This is a genomic window from Roseibium sp. LAB1 (assembly GCF_054658235.1).
The window spans coordinates 63,495-80,137 of the sequence record NZ_BAAGIB010000006.1 but is presented as its reverse complement, the minus strand read 5'-3'; the positions used below and the strand labels follow the sequence as shown (position 1 = coordinate 80,137).

The following is a 16,643-nucleotide window of genomic DNA, read 5'->3' as shown; positions in this document are numbered from 1 at the left end:
CTTCGACATTGTGGGTCAGCCTGCCTGTGTGCTGCGACGTTGCAAATTTTCGAGGTGCCCCCTTTACCCGGGCGTGGAGGCTCTGAAAGCCGCCTTGGCCGAACCGGTTCGCCCCAGGGACCGGGTTGTGAAAAAGGTCAGGCCGAGCAGCCCTGTCATAAGTGCCAGCCAGAGGAGTGCGCTTTCTGGGTGGCTGCTGACCCGGCTGAGCTGATAGGCGATCGTTGCTCCCGAATAGGCGACCAGCGTTGTCCAGGTGGCCGCGAAGACAGCCCATCCGGCTCCGATTTCACGGGCGATCGCGGAAAGGGTCGCAACGCAGGGAATGTAGAGCAACACCGCCAGCATGTAGGCAAAGGCGGCACTCTGGCTACCGAAAAACCGTGACATTTCCGCAAAGACGGTGGGCTGTACATTCTGTTCGCTTGCAGCGGCTTCGAAGCTGGAAATGTCACCGACATCAAGACCAAGCGGATCAAGCACGGCGTCTGCAAGGCTTAACAGGGATTCCCCCAGGGCAAACACCGTGGATTGTGCGGTTTCCAGCGGGTTGGGAATGTCTTCTCCGGCCGGCTCGCCCGAGGCGTAAAGCGCCTGCAGCGTGCCGACCACGGTTTCCTTGGCGAACATCCCGGTGAAAAGGCCGACCGCCGCCGGCCAGTTGTCGGCGCTGACACCCATCGGCTCCAGTACGGGCGTGACCTGCCGGGCGGTAATAGCCAGAACGGAAGAGCCATTGTCTTCATTGCCGAAACTGCCGTCGAGACCGACGGAGTTCAGAAACGAAAGGAGCGCAACCACGATGACGATGGTCTTGCCCGCCTCGGAGACGAACTGCCGGATACGCGCCCAGCACAGGCGCAAAACTCTGGAAGCAGGCGGCATCTGGTAGATGGGAAGTTCGATTGCAAGCGGACGGGGCCGCTTCAGGGTCAACCGGGGAGCCAGCATCCAGCCAGTGAACAAGGCGGCCGCGATACCGATCAGGTAAAGAGCGAACACGACATTCTGGCCGCCAACCGGAAAGAACGCGGCGGCGAACAGGGCATAGACCGGAAGACGCGCACCACAGGACATGAACGGCGCCATCATCGAGGTCAGAATCCGCTCGGCGCGCGTATCCAGCGTTCTCGTTGCCAGTACCGCCGGAATGGTGCATCCGAACCCGAGGACCAGCGGCAGAAACGCGCGGCCCGACAGGCCCAGGCGACGCATCACGCGATCAGCGACCACCGCTGCGCGGGTCATGTATCCGCTTTCTTCCAGAAAGATCTGGCACAAGAACAGGAACCCGACCACAGGCACGAAGGTTCCAACCGTCTGTATGCCGGTTCCGATCGCACTAACGGCAATATCAAGAACCGAGCCGGACAGCCCAAACTGGTGGAAGACAAGCGCCGGCGTTTCAACAAAGGCAGCCTGACCCAGACCGTCGAAAAGATCGATGAAAACACCGGACACATTGATCGTCAGGAAGAACAGGAGATACATCACGCCAAGGAAAAGCACCGGGCCGAACCATGGCGAGAGGGCGATCCGGTCGAACCGGTCGGACAGAAATCTGCGACCCGCGGGAGGGGGCATGTCGATGCGTCGCGCCAGCAGAGTTGCCTCCGCCAGCGGTGCATCCGACAAATACTGATCGAGCGGCACACCTTCCACGGGTCCGGTCTCTTCGATCAACCGGTCCCGGATTTCAAGAAGATCCTTCTCCGCCCGCTTTTCGGTCAACCAGTCCCGTTCCAACAGCCGACGCGATGCGGCAATGGTATTGGAATTTTCATATTCCGGCCTGCCGTCGAGCACCTGCTGCAATGCCTGCAGCGCATCGAAGACCTTGCCGGGCAAAGCAGTGTGAAGCGAAACGGATATCCCATCCCGGTTTTGCAGACAGGCAGCAAGCTGCTCGTGGAGCTGATCGAGCCCGGACAGGGTTCTGCCGGAAACGGCAACGACGGGAACGTTGATCTGATCGGTGAGGATCCGCGCGGCCGCATCCACGGCGGCGGAAGCCCAACAATCGGCCTTCGTCAGCACGGCAACGACCGGCACACCGTTGCCGCGCGCTTGCAGCAACATGGACAGTCCACGGTGCGGTGCGGACAGGTCAACCGCGACGATCAGGGCATCATGAGGCACGTTGACGAGTGCGTTTCTGGCAACCCGTTCATCGATCCGCTCCGCTTCGGGAGCGGACAGACTTGAAATACCCGGCAGATCGACGAATTCAACCGCCAGCCCCTTGATGGCGGCCGTTCCGCTCTTGCGATCCACTGTTACACCGGGCCAGTTGCCGATCGTCTGCCTGGCGCCGGTCAGCATATTGAACAGCGTGGACTTGCCCGAGTTTGCGGGGCCGAGCAGAAACACTCGATACTGGGCAGGCGCGCAGGGCAGAAGATCCCGCCGGACGCAACCGGGAGCCGCGCAACTGGAGCACCCCATCAGACGTCCCTCCCCCGGTTTTCTTGTTGGCGGTCACCGTTGCAGCCGCACCCGCAGCCACAGGGTGAGAGGTGCACCGACATCGCCAGATCCGCACCGATGGCTGCACGGATATCGCCACAGGCCACAATGCGCGGCCGCGCCCCGCAGCCACGCAGAAGATTGATGACCGTGTCGGGCGCAAGCCCGGCCGCGAGAAGCTCCATGCGCGAGTGGCGTGTCTCGCCCAGACAGACAACGTGATAGGTCTTGCCCGGCTCCGCATGTGCGAGTGTCAGAAGTGCCGCGCCTTCGGCCGGCGGCGGCGAGACGTGTCCACTATCGGTTCGCAGGTCTGGTTCAGACATCGGCAGGGCCCTTCTTGTTTCAAAAAAGGCGTAGCACCGGCAGAGGTCTGGCCATTTGACCTTGGTCAAGTCTGACGGGCACCTGGTCGCGGCGAAAGACCACGGGCAGAGGGCTAATAAACAGGAGACTTTACCCGGCTTCACCGGTCCACCGCCGTAGTGCGGAGCCCGGGTCGATGCCGGCCGTTGCAAGCGCGCGGGCAGCGATTTGCCGGGTCATGTCCTCGAGGGTGGAAAGGCCCAGATAAAAGGGAGGCACCGGCGGTGCAACAATTGCCCCCATGCGGGTGACCTTGAGCATCGCCTCCAGATGTCCCTCATGTAGCGGGGATTCGCGCGCCAGCAGAACAAGCGGCCGGCGTTCTTTCAGCGTGACATCCGCAGCGCGCGCCAGCAGTCCCTCGCCCGTGCCGTAAGCTATGGCGGCCAGGCTGCGCATGGAGCAGGGTGCGACGATCATGGCATCCATCTGAAAGGACCCGCTGGATATCGGAGCGGAAATATCCGAAACGACAAATTCATCCGTCGCAAGGTCGCGGATTTCCCTGCGGGCTGCGTCTCCCAATTCAAGCTCGATCGTCCGTTCCGCCGCAGGGCTCACCGTGGTGAAGGTCTCGAGCCCAAGCATCCTGGACAGCCGCAGGAGTTCAAGCGCAACGATCGCACCGGATGCTCCAGATACGCCGATCACGAGGCGTTTGCACCGGGTCACGGGCGAACCTCCAGAACAGGTAGCTGACACAATTGTGCGAAGAGCCTGTCGGCCCGCTTTTCCATCTCGGATGGCATGGTCAGTTTCTCCGCAAATGCGCGCGTGGTCTCGGCACCGGTCTTGATCGTCGCATCGATGCCGAGCTTGCCGCCAAGCCCCTCGCGCGGGCTGGCAAAATCCAGCTGATCGACCGGTGTTCCGGTCAGAACGAGCAGATCGCGCTCCGGGTCGGAGCGTGTCGCAACGGCCCACATGACGTCGTCCCAGTTGCGGATGTCGATATCCTGGTCGACGGCGATCACGTATTTGGTCATCGAGAACTGCGGCAAGAGTGACCAGAAACCCATCATCGCGCGACGTGCCTGACCTGGGTAAGTCTTGTCTATCTGAAGGATCGCCACCCTGTAGGAACACGTTGCCGGGGGCAGATGGACATCCAGGATTTCCGGAATGGCCTGGCGAAGCAGCGGACGGAACAGATCCGTCATGGCCTCGCCGATAACGGAAGGTTCGTCGGGTGCCCGGCCGGTGAAGGTCGACAGATAGACGCAGTCCCGTCGCATCTTCATGGCAGTCAGCCGGAAGACGGGATAACTGGCGGCCTCGTTGTAGTAACCCGTGTGGTCGCCGAAAGGGCCTTCCAGCGCCGTTTCGCCCGGCCGGACTTCCCCTTCTAGGACAATTTCCGCGCTTGCCGGGACATGCAGGCCGATCGTATCGCAGGGAACCAGCCTTGACGGTGCGCCGTTGAAGATACCGGCAAGCGCCAGCTCGCCCACGTTGCCGGGGGCCGGGATTACGGACGCAAGCAGCGTCGCCGGATCGCAGCCGATCACGACCGCGACCGGCATTGCCTCGCCCGCTTGCTGCCATTGCCGGTAATGCTGCGCGCCGCCGCGAAACGGCAGCCAGCGCAAAATTGCCCTGTCCCTGTCCAGCACCTGTATCCGGTAGATGCCGAGATTGTAGCTTCTAGGATCGTCCTTTCCGGGGGACCGGGTGACGACCATGCCCCAGGTGATCAGCGGCCCGGCATCCTCCGGCCAGCAGGTCTGGACCGGAAGCTGAGACAGGTCCGGGTCGACCCGGTGAAGATCCTTGAGGGCACCTGTCACCTTCGGCCGCGCGTTGAGCCCTGCCTTTGCGATTGGAACAAGGGTTCCGGCCTCCCGCCAGGAGGCAGGTGGCTGTGGACTGCGCAGACTGGCCAGAAAGTGTCCGAGGTCCGACAGATTCTCCGGGTACAGACCCAATCCGTTTGCCACACGCTTCGAGGTGCCGAAGAGATTGATCAAAAGGGGTGCGGCAAAACCGCCTCCGCCTGCCCGGACGGGATTGGTGACCAGGACCGCAGGACCAGCATTTCCGATCACCTTCCGATGCAATGCGGTTGCCTCCAGATGCATGTCCACGGGGGTGTTCAAGGTCTTCAGATCGTCTTCACGACCCAGAAAATCCATGAATTTCCGCAAGTTAGGAAAAGGAGGCAGGTCGCGACCGGTCTTTTGCATCTTGTTTCCAGAAAGACATGCGCGTGCAGGAACACGCCGCTCAGGGGGTCCGGCGATATCGGCAGATCGACCGATGCCCGCCTTGATAATTGTCAAGTTGGGGAAGGGCCGTACCGGTCTAGGCTCCGCTCACAGAAAGTGAGATCCGGATGCAAACACACCCCTCTTCGGAAAGCCTGCCACCACTCGTTTCCTCCCTTGTTGCGCCCTTGCCGAAACCGCCGATGGAAGCGCTGCTCTCGACCCTCACACGACGCCTCGTCGCGCGCCGCCCGGACCTGATCCGCAGGCTCGGCGACGTCGTCCGCGTGCCGATAGCGATCGTGCCGGATGATTTGCCCCATGCTTTCCTCCTGTCCCTGGACCCGGACAACTCCAGGGTCCGGATCTGTGACAAGAGCCGGATCGGCGATGCCAGGGCAATCGTGCGCGCGCCTTTCCTTGTGCTGCTGGGTCTTCTGGATGGCACCTATGATGGTGATGCCCTGTTCTTCAGCCGCGATCTTCGTATCGAAGGCAGGACGGAACACGTTTTGGCCCTGCGCAACACACTGGAAGAGGCCGACCTCACTCCGGGCGAATTCTTCGGCCTGAGCGGTCAATCGGCCGATTGGGTAAACACCTTCAGCGACAAGCTGCTTGGCCAGGTTCGCGCCTTCGCGCAAAAATCCGCCCAGGCCGAGTGTTCCCAGCGGAAGCTTTCATGATGCCATCCGGAGCAAAGCCAATGGAGCTGGTCTGTCCGGCGGGAACACCTGCCGCTTTGCGCGCAGCCGCGCAAGCCGGGGCCGATGCGATCTATTGCGGCCTTGCGAACGAGACCAACGCGCGCAACTTTCCCGGGTTGAACTTCTCCCCGGAAGAACTGGCTGATGGTGTCGCCTTTGCTCACAGCAAGGGTTCCAAAGTGCTTGTCGCGATCAACACGTTTGCCCGGGCCGGAGATGTCGGCCTTTGGCGTCACGCCGTCGATACGGCCGCACAAAGCGGAGCCGATGCCGTGATTGCCGCCGACCTTGCCGTTCTCGATCATGCCGCGACCAACCAACCGGATCTCAGGCTTCATCTGTCCGTACAGGCTGCCGCCAATACGCCCGAAGCAATTCGTTTCTACGCGGACACCTTCGGAGTAAAGCGCGTCGTTCTGCCCCGCGTGCTGTCCGTGCCGGAAATCGCGGCCCTGAACAAGGAAATCGAGGTTGAAACCGAGGTCTTCGTTTTCGGCGGGCTATGCGTGATGACGGAAGGCAGATGCTCGCTCTCCTCCTACGCTACGGGCAAGTCGCCCAACCTTACCGGTGTCTGTTCACCCCCGGAGCAAGTCGACTACACGGAAGACGCAAACGGCAGACTTCTGGCCCGTCTCGGCGGGTTCACCATCGACAGCTTCGACGCCGGCCAGGCAGCGGGATATCCGACGCTGTGCAAAGGCCAGTTCACTGCGGAAGGCCATACCGGTTACCTGTTCGAGGATCCGGTCTCTCTCAATGCCTTCGAGCTTCTCGGAGAACTCTCCAAGGCGGGGGTAACAGCATTGAAGATCGAAGGCCGCCAGCGCGGCAAGGCCTATATCGCGGGCGTTGTCGGAGCGTTCCGGCAGGCGGTCGACAGTCTTTCAAACGGCGGCGATCCCAGCCCGGCCATCGGCGCCTTGAAAGCCTTTTCGGAAGGCGGCCGTCAGACCGCAGGCTCCTACAAGAAAACATGGCGATAAGTGATGCCGGACCATTCAAAAATTGAGCTTGCACTCGGCCCCTGCTTCTTCAACTGGCCGGCAGACCGGCTTCTCGACTTCTACCGCCGTATTGCCGAGGAAGCGGACATAGACCGCGTGTATCTGGGTGAAGTCGTCTGCGGCAAGCGCATGCCGTTCACCGATGCAATCTGGCCGGATGTCATAGAGACGCTGACCGAAGCCGGAAAGAAAGTGGTACTGTCAGGACTTGCGCAACCCGTCAACAAGCGGGAACGCGAGATCCTGCGCCAGCAGGCCGGCTATGACATGCCGATTGAGATCAACGATCTGTCGATGGTTCCTGGCCGTGAAGGCCGGGAGTTCGCGGCAGGCCCGTTTCTGAATGTCTACAACGAAGCCAGCCTCAGACTGCTTGCCGACAGAGGTGCGACCACCTGGTGCCCGCCGATCGAACTGCCTCTCGCTTCGATCCAGAAAATCGCCGCGCTCGTGCCGGATGTGGCCATTGAGCTGTTCTCGTTCGGCAGGCTTCCCCTCGCCCTTTCCTCTCGTTGCTATCATGCTAGGGCACATGGGTTGCGCAAGGATGCCTGTCAGTTCGTCTGTGACCGGGATCCGGACGGAATGAACATTGCCACGCTGGATGACCGCAGGTTCCTGGCGGCAAACGGAATCCAGACGCTGTCGGATGCTGTTCATGTCGCCGGTGTTTCCAGCGGACAGTTGCAGGCGATGGGTATACGCCGCTTGCGCCTGTCGCCTCACGCCATGGACATGGTGAAGGTTGCGGCAACGTTCCGGCGTTTCCTGGATGGCGGGTTGACGGCTGACGAACTGAGCCGGGATCTCACCGGCCAGGGCCTGCCCGGCCCGGTCTGCAACGCCTATCTCGCAGGAGATGCAGGATGGAAGACGGCGACACTCCCGGCTTGAGATCGGACACCGAAGCGCGCAGCGAACCGTTTCCGGATGTCATCGAGCAGATCCACCGCGAGCTGCAGCGCATGGACATGCCCTGCACCTGCAAGGAGCAACTGGACCGGACCATCGTCGCCATCGAAACCTGGCGAATGCTCAAGCTTCAAAAAGACCTGACCGGTAACATCGTGACAGAATATGCGCATATGGTCTCCGGCCTGTCCTTTCTGGGCGACCTGGCCCACCTTGGCCGCAAACCTCTGACGCCGCAGGAGATGATCGATCACGCCGAAAGCCTCAAGTTTCTGGCGGACATGGCGGATCGTTGCGCGCGGCGGCTGACGGAACTTGCACGGATAACTGGAAAATCCTGAAGGTTAGCCCCTTCAAGGCAACAATGTTGCGAGAGGATCGACACCTGCGAACAAGGGGTGCAAGACCGCTAGGGCGAGGTAGAGGACAACACCTGTGGTCGCCCTGATCAGGAACGAACGCCAATTGACCCGTGCCGTTCTGGGGGAGCACTTCAGATCGGCAACCAGAGCCGGCCACGCCGGGCCCATGTCACGTTGTTTTCGCAGGTCGATCAGCTTCATGCCCGCCAGAGAGAAGACCGCAAACGTGCCGAACAGGATGACGTGGGCCAGATCTCCGTTGGGGACAACATGCGCTGCCGACCACAGAAACGCAGCCACCAGGATCGGGTGACGCATCAGGCCGACGATGCCCGGATGCTCGGGATCGAACCTGTTGTTGTTCCGCCCGCCAAAGGAGAAGGGGTTCGGCACGCCGATCCCGAAGGCAAGAACCAGGCAGACGGGCAGCATGACCAGCACCGGCACAAGGGTCTGCCAGGGCTCCCACGCCCAAAGCGCTACATAGGGCGCATCGCGGGCCGCCACAATCAGCCACCACAGGATGGCCAGCGAAAGAAGAGAATAGCAGAGCGAAAACCCGCGCGGTGAAAGCAGGGCAACCAGAACGGGACGCACCGGTGGCCTGACAAGGACCATGTGGGAAACGAAGAAGACCAGGAAGGCAGAGATAAAATTGAGCCAGTCGGCGCTGTGCATGGAAGGATGCTCTCTTCAGGTATGGAGCTGCGGAACCCGACAGCTCCTTCTGTATACATGACTTTTATAGTCATAATTCCAATCCGACTTGACGATGGTCAAGACACTGGCGGGCCCGCATTGGGATCATGAGCCAAAGGCCGTTCGGCCTGTTTCATCTTCAGCTGCATCTGCCGCCTTGCCGGCAGAAACACTCTGAAAGGCAAGCTCATGATGGCAACTCAACGTTTTCGGGCCTTTGGCGGGCCCAACCGGATCCCGACCGTATTGACCGCCGGTTTCAGGTTCTTTTTCCTGTCCGCCGGCATCTTTTCAGTATTCGCCATGCTCGCCTGGACGGTCTGGCTTGGCGTGCATGCGGCCGGAGGTACATTTGTCTCCACGCCCATGTCCATGGCGCCGCACCTCTGGCACGCCCATGAGATGGTTTTCGGCTACACAGCGGCCGTAATCGCGGGTTTCTTCGTCACAGCGGTGCCCAACTGGACCGGAACCAGGGAAGCCGGTTCGCTGTTTGTGATTGCCAGCGGCTCGGTCTGGCTCGCGGGCCGCCTTGCCATATGGTTTTCCGCCAGTATTGATCCGGTTATCGTTGCCGTGGTTGACCTTGCTTTCGTCCCCGTCCTCTCCACCGCCGTGCTGGGGCGCCTTGCCCGCAAATCCCAGGCCCGAAACATGGTGTTCCTTGGGCTACTGACCGCACTTCTCACAGGCAATCTGCTAATGCATCTTGAGTGGATCGGCTGGACGGACGACAGCGCTCAGGCTGGCGTTCGAATGGGGATTTTCACCAGCACGGCCATGATCGCGATCATCGGTGGGCGGGTCGTGCCGGCTTTCACGCGCAACACCCTCCTGCGGGCAGGGCATGAAGGCGATCTGCCCCTGTCGCGTGTCTGGCTGGACCGGGCAGGCATCCTGTTCGTGCTGCTGTCCGCCCTCGCCTGCCTGCCATTTGTGCCCGAAACACTGCTTGGCGGCCTGTGCGTTGCTGCCGGACTGGTAACCCTGCTGCGTCTTGCCGGCTGGCAAGGCTGGGCGGCGCGAAGGGAACCGATCCTCTGGATCCTGCATGCGGCCTATCTGCTGCTGGGGGCTGGCTATCTGATTTACGGTGTGACTTTACTGACCGGCGAATACTCCGAAACGGCCGCCCTGCATCTGCTTGCAGCCGGAGCAATCGGCAGCATGACACTTGCGATGATGACGCGCGCCTCGCTCGGTCACGCGGGTTTGCCACTGAAAGTGTCGAGGCCGATTGTGCTTGCCTATGTGCTTCTGATCGCCGCCGCGCTGGTGCGAAGTTTCGGGCTCACCGCCCTCGGCTACTTCGAAACCATGCTTTTGTCGGGCAGTCTGTGGATCCTGGCCTTCGGTTTGTATGTCGGGGTCTATTTCCCGATCCTGACAACACCTCGAATACGTAAATAAACATATTTATCAAGGCGTTCACCAAAGGTGGGCGCCTTTTTTCTGATGTTCCCAGAATCATTTCCACACACTTGACTATCGTCAATGTCCCTCGGACCACAAAGGCCGACAACGAACCCCAAGAGAAAACACACGACTTCTTGGAGCGCGTCTCGTGGGTCATCCCCGTCACATTTTTCTGGTCGCCTTTCTGAGCATCGCTGTCGCCCTGGGTCTGGCGGGTATCGCACCGGTCAAGGCAGATGAAGCGCTGGTCCAGCATTACCTCGACAAGGTAGCGCCGGGCGAACTCGTGCCGGGGGCCGAGGCGTTCGGTCCGCTGAAGAACGATGTTCCGGTCGTGCCTGCCCTGAAAGGCGAAGACACACTCGGCTGGGTTTACCTGACGTCGGACTTTGTCTCCACAACGGGCTATTCCGGCAAGCCGATCCACACGTTGGTCGGGGTCGACAAGGATGCCGTGATCACGGGTGTCCGGCTGGTCAAACACTCCGAACCCATAGTGCTGATCGGAATTCCCGACAAGAAAATCCGTGCAGTGACGGAAGGCTATGCAGGCCTTGATCTGAAGGCGGAAGCCGCCAGCGGCGGTTCGGCGCATGATCTCGACATCATTTCCGGCGCGACCGTGACCATCATGGTCATCGACGATTCCATCATTCGCTCAGGCCTGAAGGTTGCCCGGACGCTTGGCCTGGGTGGACTTGCTTCCGAGGTCGCGCAGGATGGGCCCAAGAAAGAAGTCGATACAGACAAAAGAGATATCAGCGACTGGACGACGTTGACTGGCGACGGCTCGGTACGACGCCTGTCCCTCGACGTTGCTCAGATCAACGAATCCTTTGTGGCACAAGGTGACAAACGCGCGATCAGCAGGCCCGAAAAGGGCCCTGAAACCGATACGTTTATCGATCTCTATCTTGCGCTGGCAGATGTACCCTCGATCGGTCTGTCGCTGTTGGGCGAAGCGGAATATGCCAACCTGATGGCACGGCTGAAGGATGGCGACCATGCCATTCTGGTGACCGGCCGCGGGCGCTATTCCTTCAAGGGTTCTGGCTACGTGCGGGGCGGGATCTTCGATCGCATCCAGCTCATCCAGGACGACGTCTCGGTGCGTTTCCATGACCGCCAGCACAATCGTGTCGGCACCATCGCCGCTGACGGTGCCCCGGCCTTTTCGGAAATGGACCTCTTCATCATTCCAGCCGACTCCGGCTTCGATCCTGCGAAGGAATTCCGGTTGCAGCTGCTCGTGCAGCGGCCCGTCGGCCCGATCGAGAAAGTCTTCCTGACGTTCGATCTCGGCTACCGCCTGCCCGACAGTTATCTGAAGACCGTTGCACCAGCCGCAGCACCTGCAGCTTCAGAGCAAACCGAAAATACCGTCTCTGCAAAGGACAGGGGCGTCCAGGAGCTTTGGAAACGGATCTGGAACGACCGCAAGACGGACGTCCTGATCCTGGCTGCCGCCATCGCCGTGCTGACCCTGGTGTTCTTCTTCCAGATGCAGGTAACGCGCCACGAGCGTTTCACCTTCTGGTTCCGCATCGGCTTCCTCACCTTCACGCTGGTCTGGCTCGGCTGGATAGAAAATGCACAGCTGTCGGTAGTCAACGTGCTGGCCTTCTTTTCGGCACTGACAAGCGACTTCAGCTGGGATGCCTTCCTGATGGATCCGCTGGTGTTCCTGCTGTGGTTCTCCGTGGCCGCTGCCCTGCTGTTCTGGGGACGCGGTGCCTATTGCGGCTGGCTGTGCCCCTTCGGCGCCCTGCAGGAGCTGACAAATCGTATCGCCAAGCTGTGCCGTATCCCGCAGATCGAAGTGCCCTGGGGTCTGCATGAGCGCCTGTGGCCGGTGAAATACATCATCTTCCTGGGTCTGTTCGGACTGTCGCTCTACTCACTCGATATTGCCGAACATTATGCCGAGGTCGAACCGTTCAAGACGGCCATCATCCTGAAGTTCCAACGCGCCTGGCCCTTCGTCCTGTTCGTGGTCGCCCTGCTGGCAGCCGGCCTGTTCATCGAGCGGTTCTACTGCCGGTATCTGTGCCCGCTCGGCGCAGCACTCGCGATCCCGGCACGTCTGCGGATGTTCGACTGGCTGAAGCGGTATCGTGAATGCGGCAACCCCTGCAACCGTTGCGCCAAGGAATGCATGGTCCAGGCCATCCATCCGGAAGGCAACATCAATCCAAACGAGTGCCTGAACTGCCTGCACTGCCAGGTTCTGTATCAGCACGACCAGAAATGTCCTGTTTGCATCAAGAAGCTCGCGAAAAGACGGCGGTTCGAGGTGCAGACCGGTCTCGTCAAGCCGGACACGAAAGCCAAGGCGGAAACGCCAGTGCCGGCCAAGTAACCTTCAAAAGGCAACCCAAGGAGATCAGCCATGAAGGACAATAACGAACAGCGCGGTGTATCCCGCCGGGATCTGTTGGGCGGATCTGCCAAGACCGCCATCGTCGCCGGAATGGGCGCGGTTGCCCTGAGCAGTGCAGACCTTGCATATGCGCAGGGAGACGGCCAGAAGTTCGAACTCGCACCGGGTGAACTCGACGAATACTACGGCTTCTGGTCTTCAGGCCAGAGCGGCGAATTGCGCATTCTCGGGTTCCCGTCCATGCGCGAGCTGATGCGCGTTCCGGTCTTCAACCGCTGCTCGGCAACCGGCTGGGGTCAGACCAACGAATCCCTCAAGATCCTGACGGAAGGCCTGTTGCCGGAAACCAAGGCGTATCTCGCGGCTCAGGGCAAGGTCACCTATGACAACGGCGATCTGCACCATCCGCACATGTCCTTCACCGACGGCACCTATGACGGGCGCTACATCTTCGCCAACGACAAGGCGAATACGCGCGTGGCCCGCATCGATTGCACCACGATGAAGTGCGACAAGATCATCGAAATCCCGAATGCGCACGACATCCACGGCATGCGGCCGCAAAAGTATCCGCGCACGGGTTACATCTTCGCGAACGGCGAGCATGAAGCTCCGCTGGTCAACGACGGCAAGATCCTGGACGATCCGTCTCAGTATTCCTGCCTGTTCACCGCCATCGACGGCGACGAGATGAAGGTCGCCTGGCAGGTGATCGTGTCGGGCAACCTCGACAACTGTGACGCCGACTATCAGGGCAAATACGCCTTCTCGACAAGCTACAACTCGGAAATGGGCATGAACCTTGCCGAGATGACCGAGAGCGAACTGGACCATTGCGTCGTCTTCAACATCAAGGCGATCGAGGAAGCCGTCGCTGCGGGCAACTACCGGGAACTCAACGGTGTGCCCATCGTCGACGGCCGCAAGGAAGCCAAGTCCCAGTTCACCCGGTACATCCCGGTTCCCAACAGCCCGCACGGCTGCAACGCGGCACCGGACAAGAAGCACATCGTCATCAACGGCAAGCTGTCGCCCACCTGCACGGTGATCGACGTGACCAAGATCGACGCGCTCTTCTCCGAAAACGCCGATCCGCGCTCTGCCGTTGTCGCCGAGCCGCAGCTTGGTCTTGGCCCGCTCCATACGGCCTTCGACGGCAAGGGTAACGCGTTCACGACCCTGTTCCTCGACAGCCAGATCGTGAAATGGAATGTCGACAAGGCTATCCAGGCCTATGCAGGTGAAGATGTCGATCCGATCATCTCCAAGGTCGATGTGCACTATCAGCCGGGTCACAACTCCACTTCCATGGGTGAAACCGCGGAAGCGGACGGCAAATGGCTGATCTCGATGAACAAGTTCTCCAAGGACCGGTTCCTGAACGTCGGTCCGCTGAAACCGGAGAACGAACAGCTCATCGATATTTCCACCGACGACATGAAGGTCGTTCACGACGGTCCCACCTTCGCCGAACCTCATGACAGCATCATCGTGCATGCATCGAAGGTGAACCCTGCGACTGTCTGGGATCGCAACCATCCATGGTTTGACGATGCCAAGAAACAGGCAGCCGCCGACGGAGTCGAGCTGGAATATGCCGAGGACGTCATTCGGGACGGCAACAAGGTGCGTGTTTACATGCACTCGGTCGCGCCTACTTTCAGCCTTGAAAAATTCACGGTGAAACAGGGCGACGAAGTGACCATCTACGTTACCAACATCGATGATATCGATGACCTGACCCACGGCTTCTGCCTGTCCAACTATGGCATCGCCATGGAAGTTGGTCCGCAGGCAACAGCATCGGTCACCTTTGTTGCCGAACGCCCAGGCGTCCACTGGTACTATTGCCAGTGGTTCTGCCATGCGCTGCACATGGAAATGCGCGGCCGGATGTTCGTGGAACCGAGGAACGCCTAAGCCATGCACCGCGCTCTTTTCAGATTACTGGCACTGTCCACCGCTGCTGTTGCAAGCCTGGCTGTCTGCGGGCCGCTTCAGGCAGAGGAATGGCAGGTGCCGGCCGAAAAGGGCGCCTTGCAGCAGGTTCTTCAAAAAGCGCAGGCCGGGGATGTTCTCCGGCTTGCAGCCGGCAACCATGCAGGCCCCGTGGTTCTCGACAAGCCCTTGACACTCAGCGGCGCGGGCGAAGCAGGCATCGTCGGCAACGGCACCGGCAGCGTCATAACCGTCGGTGCCCCTGATACCGTCGTGGAAGGTCTGGAACTGACCGGATCCGGCCTCTCTCAGGAAACACTGGATGCGGGCGTCAAGCTTACCAAGACCGCGCATCGCGCCATCGTGCGCGACAACCGGATCCTCGACAACCTGACCGGTGTAGATGTCCATGGCGCGCGCGACGCGGTCGTGTCGAACAATCTCATTGAAGGCCGCCGTGACCTGCGCATGAACGAACGCGGCAACGGGATCTACGTCTGGAACGCGCCCGGACTTCTGGCCGAATACAACACGATCCGGTTCGGCCGGGACGGTATTTTCGTCAATACCAGCCCCAAGGACACTTTTCGCAACAACCTCTTCGAGGACCTGCGTTTTGCCGTCCACTACATGCACGGCAACAACGGCACCATCGAGAACAACTTTTCCAAGGGCAATGACATCGGCTATGCGCTGATGTTTTCCGACCGGCTGAAGGTGCTCAACAACGTCTCGATCGGCGACCGCAATCACGGCCTCATGCTGAACTACGCCAATCACGCCGAGATCTCCGGCAACCAGGTCAAAGGCGGCGGCGAAAAATGTCTGTTCATGTACAATGCCAACAAGAACACAGTGACAGACAACAGCTTCGAAGGCTGCCCCATCGGCGTTCACTTCACGGCGGGTTCCGCGAACAACGCCTTCGAGGGCAATGCTTTCATCGGCAACAAGACCCAGGTGAAATATGTCGGCAGCCGTCAGCTCGACTGGAGCACGGACGGACGCGGCAATTACTGGAGCGATCACCCGGCCTTCGACATGAACGGCGACGGCATTGCCGACACCGCCTACCGGCCCAATGACATGGTCGACCAGGTCCTGTGGACCCAACCCTCCGCCAAGCTTCTGGTCGGCAGTCCGGCCGTTCAGCTGCTGCGTTGGACCCAATCTCAATTTCCGGCGCTGCTGCCAGGCGGCATCGTCGACAACGCCCCACTGATGCATCCACCTGTGCGGGCGACACCGAATTCGGGAGTTCAAGGATGACCGAAACGTCCCTCAATGCACCGACCCTCCGCGTGGATGGCGTCTGCAAGACCTTTTCCGGACACAAGGCCGTTGACGACGTGTCCTTTTCGCTGAACGCAGGTGAACGGGTAGCCATGCTCGGTCATAACGGCGCCGGCAAAACGACGCTGTTCAAGATCGTGCTCGGATTTCTGAAGCGCGACCGTGGAGACGTCACGGTTATGGGAGCAGCCCCCGGCAGCCATGATGCCCGTATCGGAACGGCTTATCTTCCGGAATCCGTGGCCTTTCCCGCCTCTCTCACCGGCAAGGAAGTTCTGACCTTCTATGCAAGACTGAAAGGTGAAAGCCCCGCGAGGGCCTTGCCGTTGCTGGAACGGGTAGGTCTGGCGGAGGCTGCAAAACGGAGGGTTGGCACCTATTCCAAGGGCATGCGTCAACGCCTTGGTCTCGCCCAGGCACTCATCGGCCGGCCAAGACTGATCCTGCTGGACGAACCGACGACGGGCCTCGATCCGATCTCCCGGCAGACAGTATACGAACTGATTGGTGAAATCGCGGGACAGGGAACCACCGTTCTGCTGTCGTCTCATGCCCTCACCGAACTGGAAGCACGGACCGACCGGATCCTGATCCTGTCGAAAGGCCGGCTCGTTGCCGACGACATCCTGAGCCGCCTGCGTGCCCAGGCCGGGTTGCCGATCAGGCTGAAGGTCTGGACCAGACCCGAGGATCTCGCCCATGTGTCCGAAAGCCTCGGTGGCGGACAGATGAACGGACGTTCGGTCGAATTCAACTGCAATGCGGATGACAAGGTCAGAACCCTTTCGGCAATCAGCGCCCTCGGCACCCTGATTGAGGATGTTGATGTCCATGCACCCAGCCTTGATGACGTCTACCGGTATTTTTCCAGCGCCGCTGGCAAGGAGGCCTGA

Annotated in this window: 14 protein-coding genes; 9 read left to right on the top strand and 5 right to left on the bottom strand. The window is 60.4% G+C overall.

What is annotated here, in order from left to right:
• Positions 1 to 63: 63 nt before the first annotated feature.
• From feoB to ACYQ54_RS25930, 4 genes are all read right to left on the bottom strand, one after another.
• A complete protein-coding gene (gene feoB, locus ACYQ54_RS25945; protein ID WP_460087613.1) occupies positions 64 to 2,445 on the bottom strand; it encodes a ferrous iron transport protein B in 2,382 nt (793 codons plus the stop codon).
• Positions 2,445 to 2,792, bottom strand: a complete 348-nt coding sequence (locus ACYQ54_RS25940) for a FeoA family protein (protein WP_460087611.1) — start codon at positions 2,790 to 2,792, stop codon at positions 2,445 to 2,447. The genes feoB and ACYQ54_RS25940 overlap by 1 nt, the downstream gene beginning before the upstream one ends.
• Before the next feature lie 130 nt (positions 2,793 to 2,922).
• Positions 2,923 to 3,504: a UbiX family flavin prenyltransferase gene (locus ACYQ54_RS25935; RefSeq protein WP_460087610.1), complete on the bottom strand. Its 582-nt coding sequence runs from the start codon at positions 3,502 to 3,504 to the stop codon at positions 2,923 to 2,925.
• Entirely contained in the window at positions 3,501 to 4,964 is a 1,464-nt protein-coding gene (locus tag ACYQ54_RS25930; protein WP_460087609.1) for a UbiD family decarboxylase, read from the bottom strand. Before ACYQ54_RS25930 ends, ACYQ54_RS25935 begins: the two co-directional genes overlap by 4 nt.
• Positions 4,965 to 5,164: 200 nt before the next feature.
• Here ACYQ54_RS25930 and ubiT point away from each other — a divergent pair, with 200 nt between their 5' ends.
• Genes ubiT through ACYQ54_RS25910 form a run of 4 tightly spaced genes read left to right on the top strand, consistent with a single transcriptional unit; the run spans position 5,165 to position 8,003 of the window.
• A complete protein-coding gene (ubiT, locus tag ACYQ54_RS25925; protein ID WP_460087607.1) occupies positions 5,165 to 5,722 on the top strand; it encodes a ubiquinone anaerobic biosynthesis accessory factor UbiT in 558 nt (185 codons plus the stop codon).
• Positions 5,723 to 5,742: 20 nt separating this feature from the next.
• Complete coding sequence (gene ubiU / locus ACYQ54_RS25920; protein ID WP_460087708.1) at positions 5,743 to 6,729, top strand: ubiquinone anaerobic biosynthesis protein UbiU; 987 nt, start codon at positions 5,743 to 5,745, stop codon at positions 6,727 to 6,729.
• Positions 6,730 to 6,732: 3 nt separating this feature from the next.
• The gene (ubiV, locus tag ACYQ54_RS25915) at positions 6,733 to 7,644 is read left to right on the top strand and encodes a ubiquinone anaerobic biosynthesis protein UbiV (protein WP_460087606.1); all 912 of its coding nucleotides are present in this window, start codon (positions 6,733 to 6,735) and stop codon (positions 7,642 to 7,644) included.
• Entirely contained in the window at positions 7,617 to 8,003 is a 387-nt protein-coding gene (locus ACYQ54_RS25910) for a hypothetical protein (RefSeq protein WP_460087605.1), read from the top strand. Before ubiV ends, ACYQ54_RS25910 begins: the two co-directional genes overlap by 28 nt.
• Before the next feature lie 12 nt (positions 8,004 to 8,015).
• Here ACYQ54_RS25910 and ACYQ54_RS25905 read toward each other — a convergent pair whose 3' ends face one another.
• Positions 8,016 to 8,702, bottom strand: a complete 687-nt coding sequence (locus ACYQ54_RS25905) for an NnrU family protein (protein ID WP_460087603.1) — start codon at positions 8,700 to 8,702, stop codon at positions 8,016 to 8,018.
• 213 nt (positions 8,703 to 8,915) lie between these two features.
• On the opposite strand from ACYQ54_RS25905, the gene ACYQ54_RS25900 reads away from it, so the two are divergent.
• The 5 genes from ACYQ54_RS25900 (at position 8,916) to ACYQ54_RS25880 (ending at position 16,643) form a co-directional block, all read left to right on the top strand.
• The gene (locus ACYQ54_RS25900) at positions 8,916 to 10,133 is read left to right on the top strand and encodes an NnrS family protein (RefSeq protein ID WP_460087602.1); all 1,218 of its coding nucleotides are present in this window, start codon (positions 8,916 to 8,918) and stop codon (positions 10,131 to 10,133) included.
• Positions 10,134 to 10,287: 154 nt separating this feature from the next.
• Positions 10,288 to 12,498 (top strand): 4Fe-4S binding protein, encoded by a 2,211-nt coding sequence (locus ACYQ54_RS25895; protein ID WP_460087601.1) that lies wholly within the window; start codon positions 10,288 to 10,290, stop codon positions 12,496 to 12,498.
• A 30-nt stretch (positions 12,499 to 12,528) separates the two neighbouring features.
• Positions 12,529 to 14,439, top strand: coding sequence for a TAT-dependent nitrous-oxide reductase (gene nosZ, locus ACYQ54_RS25890; protein WP_148582441.1), 1,911 nt, complete (start codon positions 12,529 to 12,531; stop codon positions 14,437 to 14,439).
• 3 nt (positions 14,440 to 14,442) lie between these two features.
• A complete protein-coding gene (locus ACYQ54_RS25885) occupies positions 14,443 to 15,726 on the top strand; it encodes a nitrous oxide reductase family maturation protein NosD (protein ID WP_460087599.1) in 1,284 nt (427 codons plus the stop codon).
• Positions 15,723 to 16,643: an ABC transporter ATP-binding protein gene (locus ACYQ54_RS25880; RefSeq protein WP_460087596.1), complete on the top strand. Its 921-nt coding sequence runs from the start codon at positions 15,723 to 15,725 to the stop codon at positions 16,641 to 16,643. Before ACYQ54_RS25885 ends, ACYQ54_RS25880 begins: the two co-directional genes overlap by 4 nt.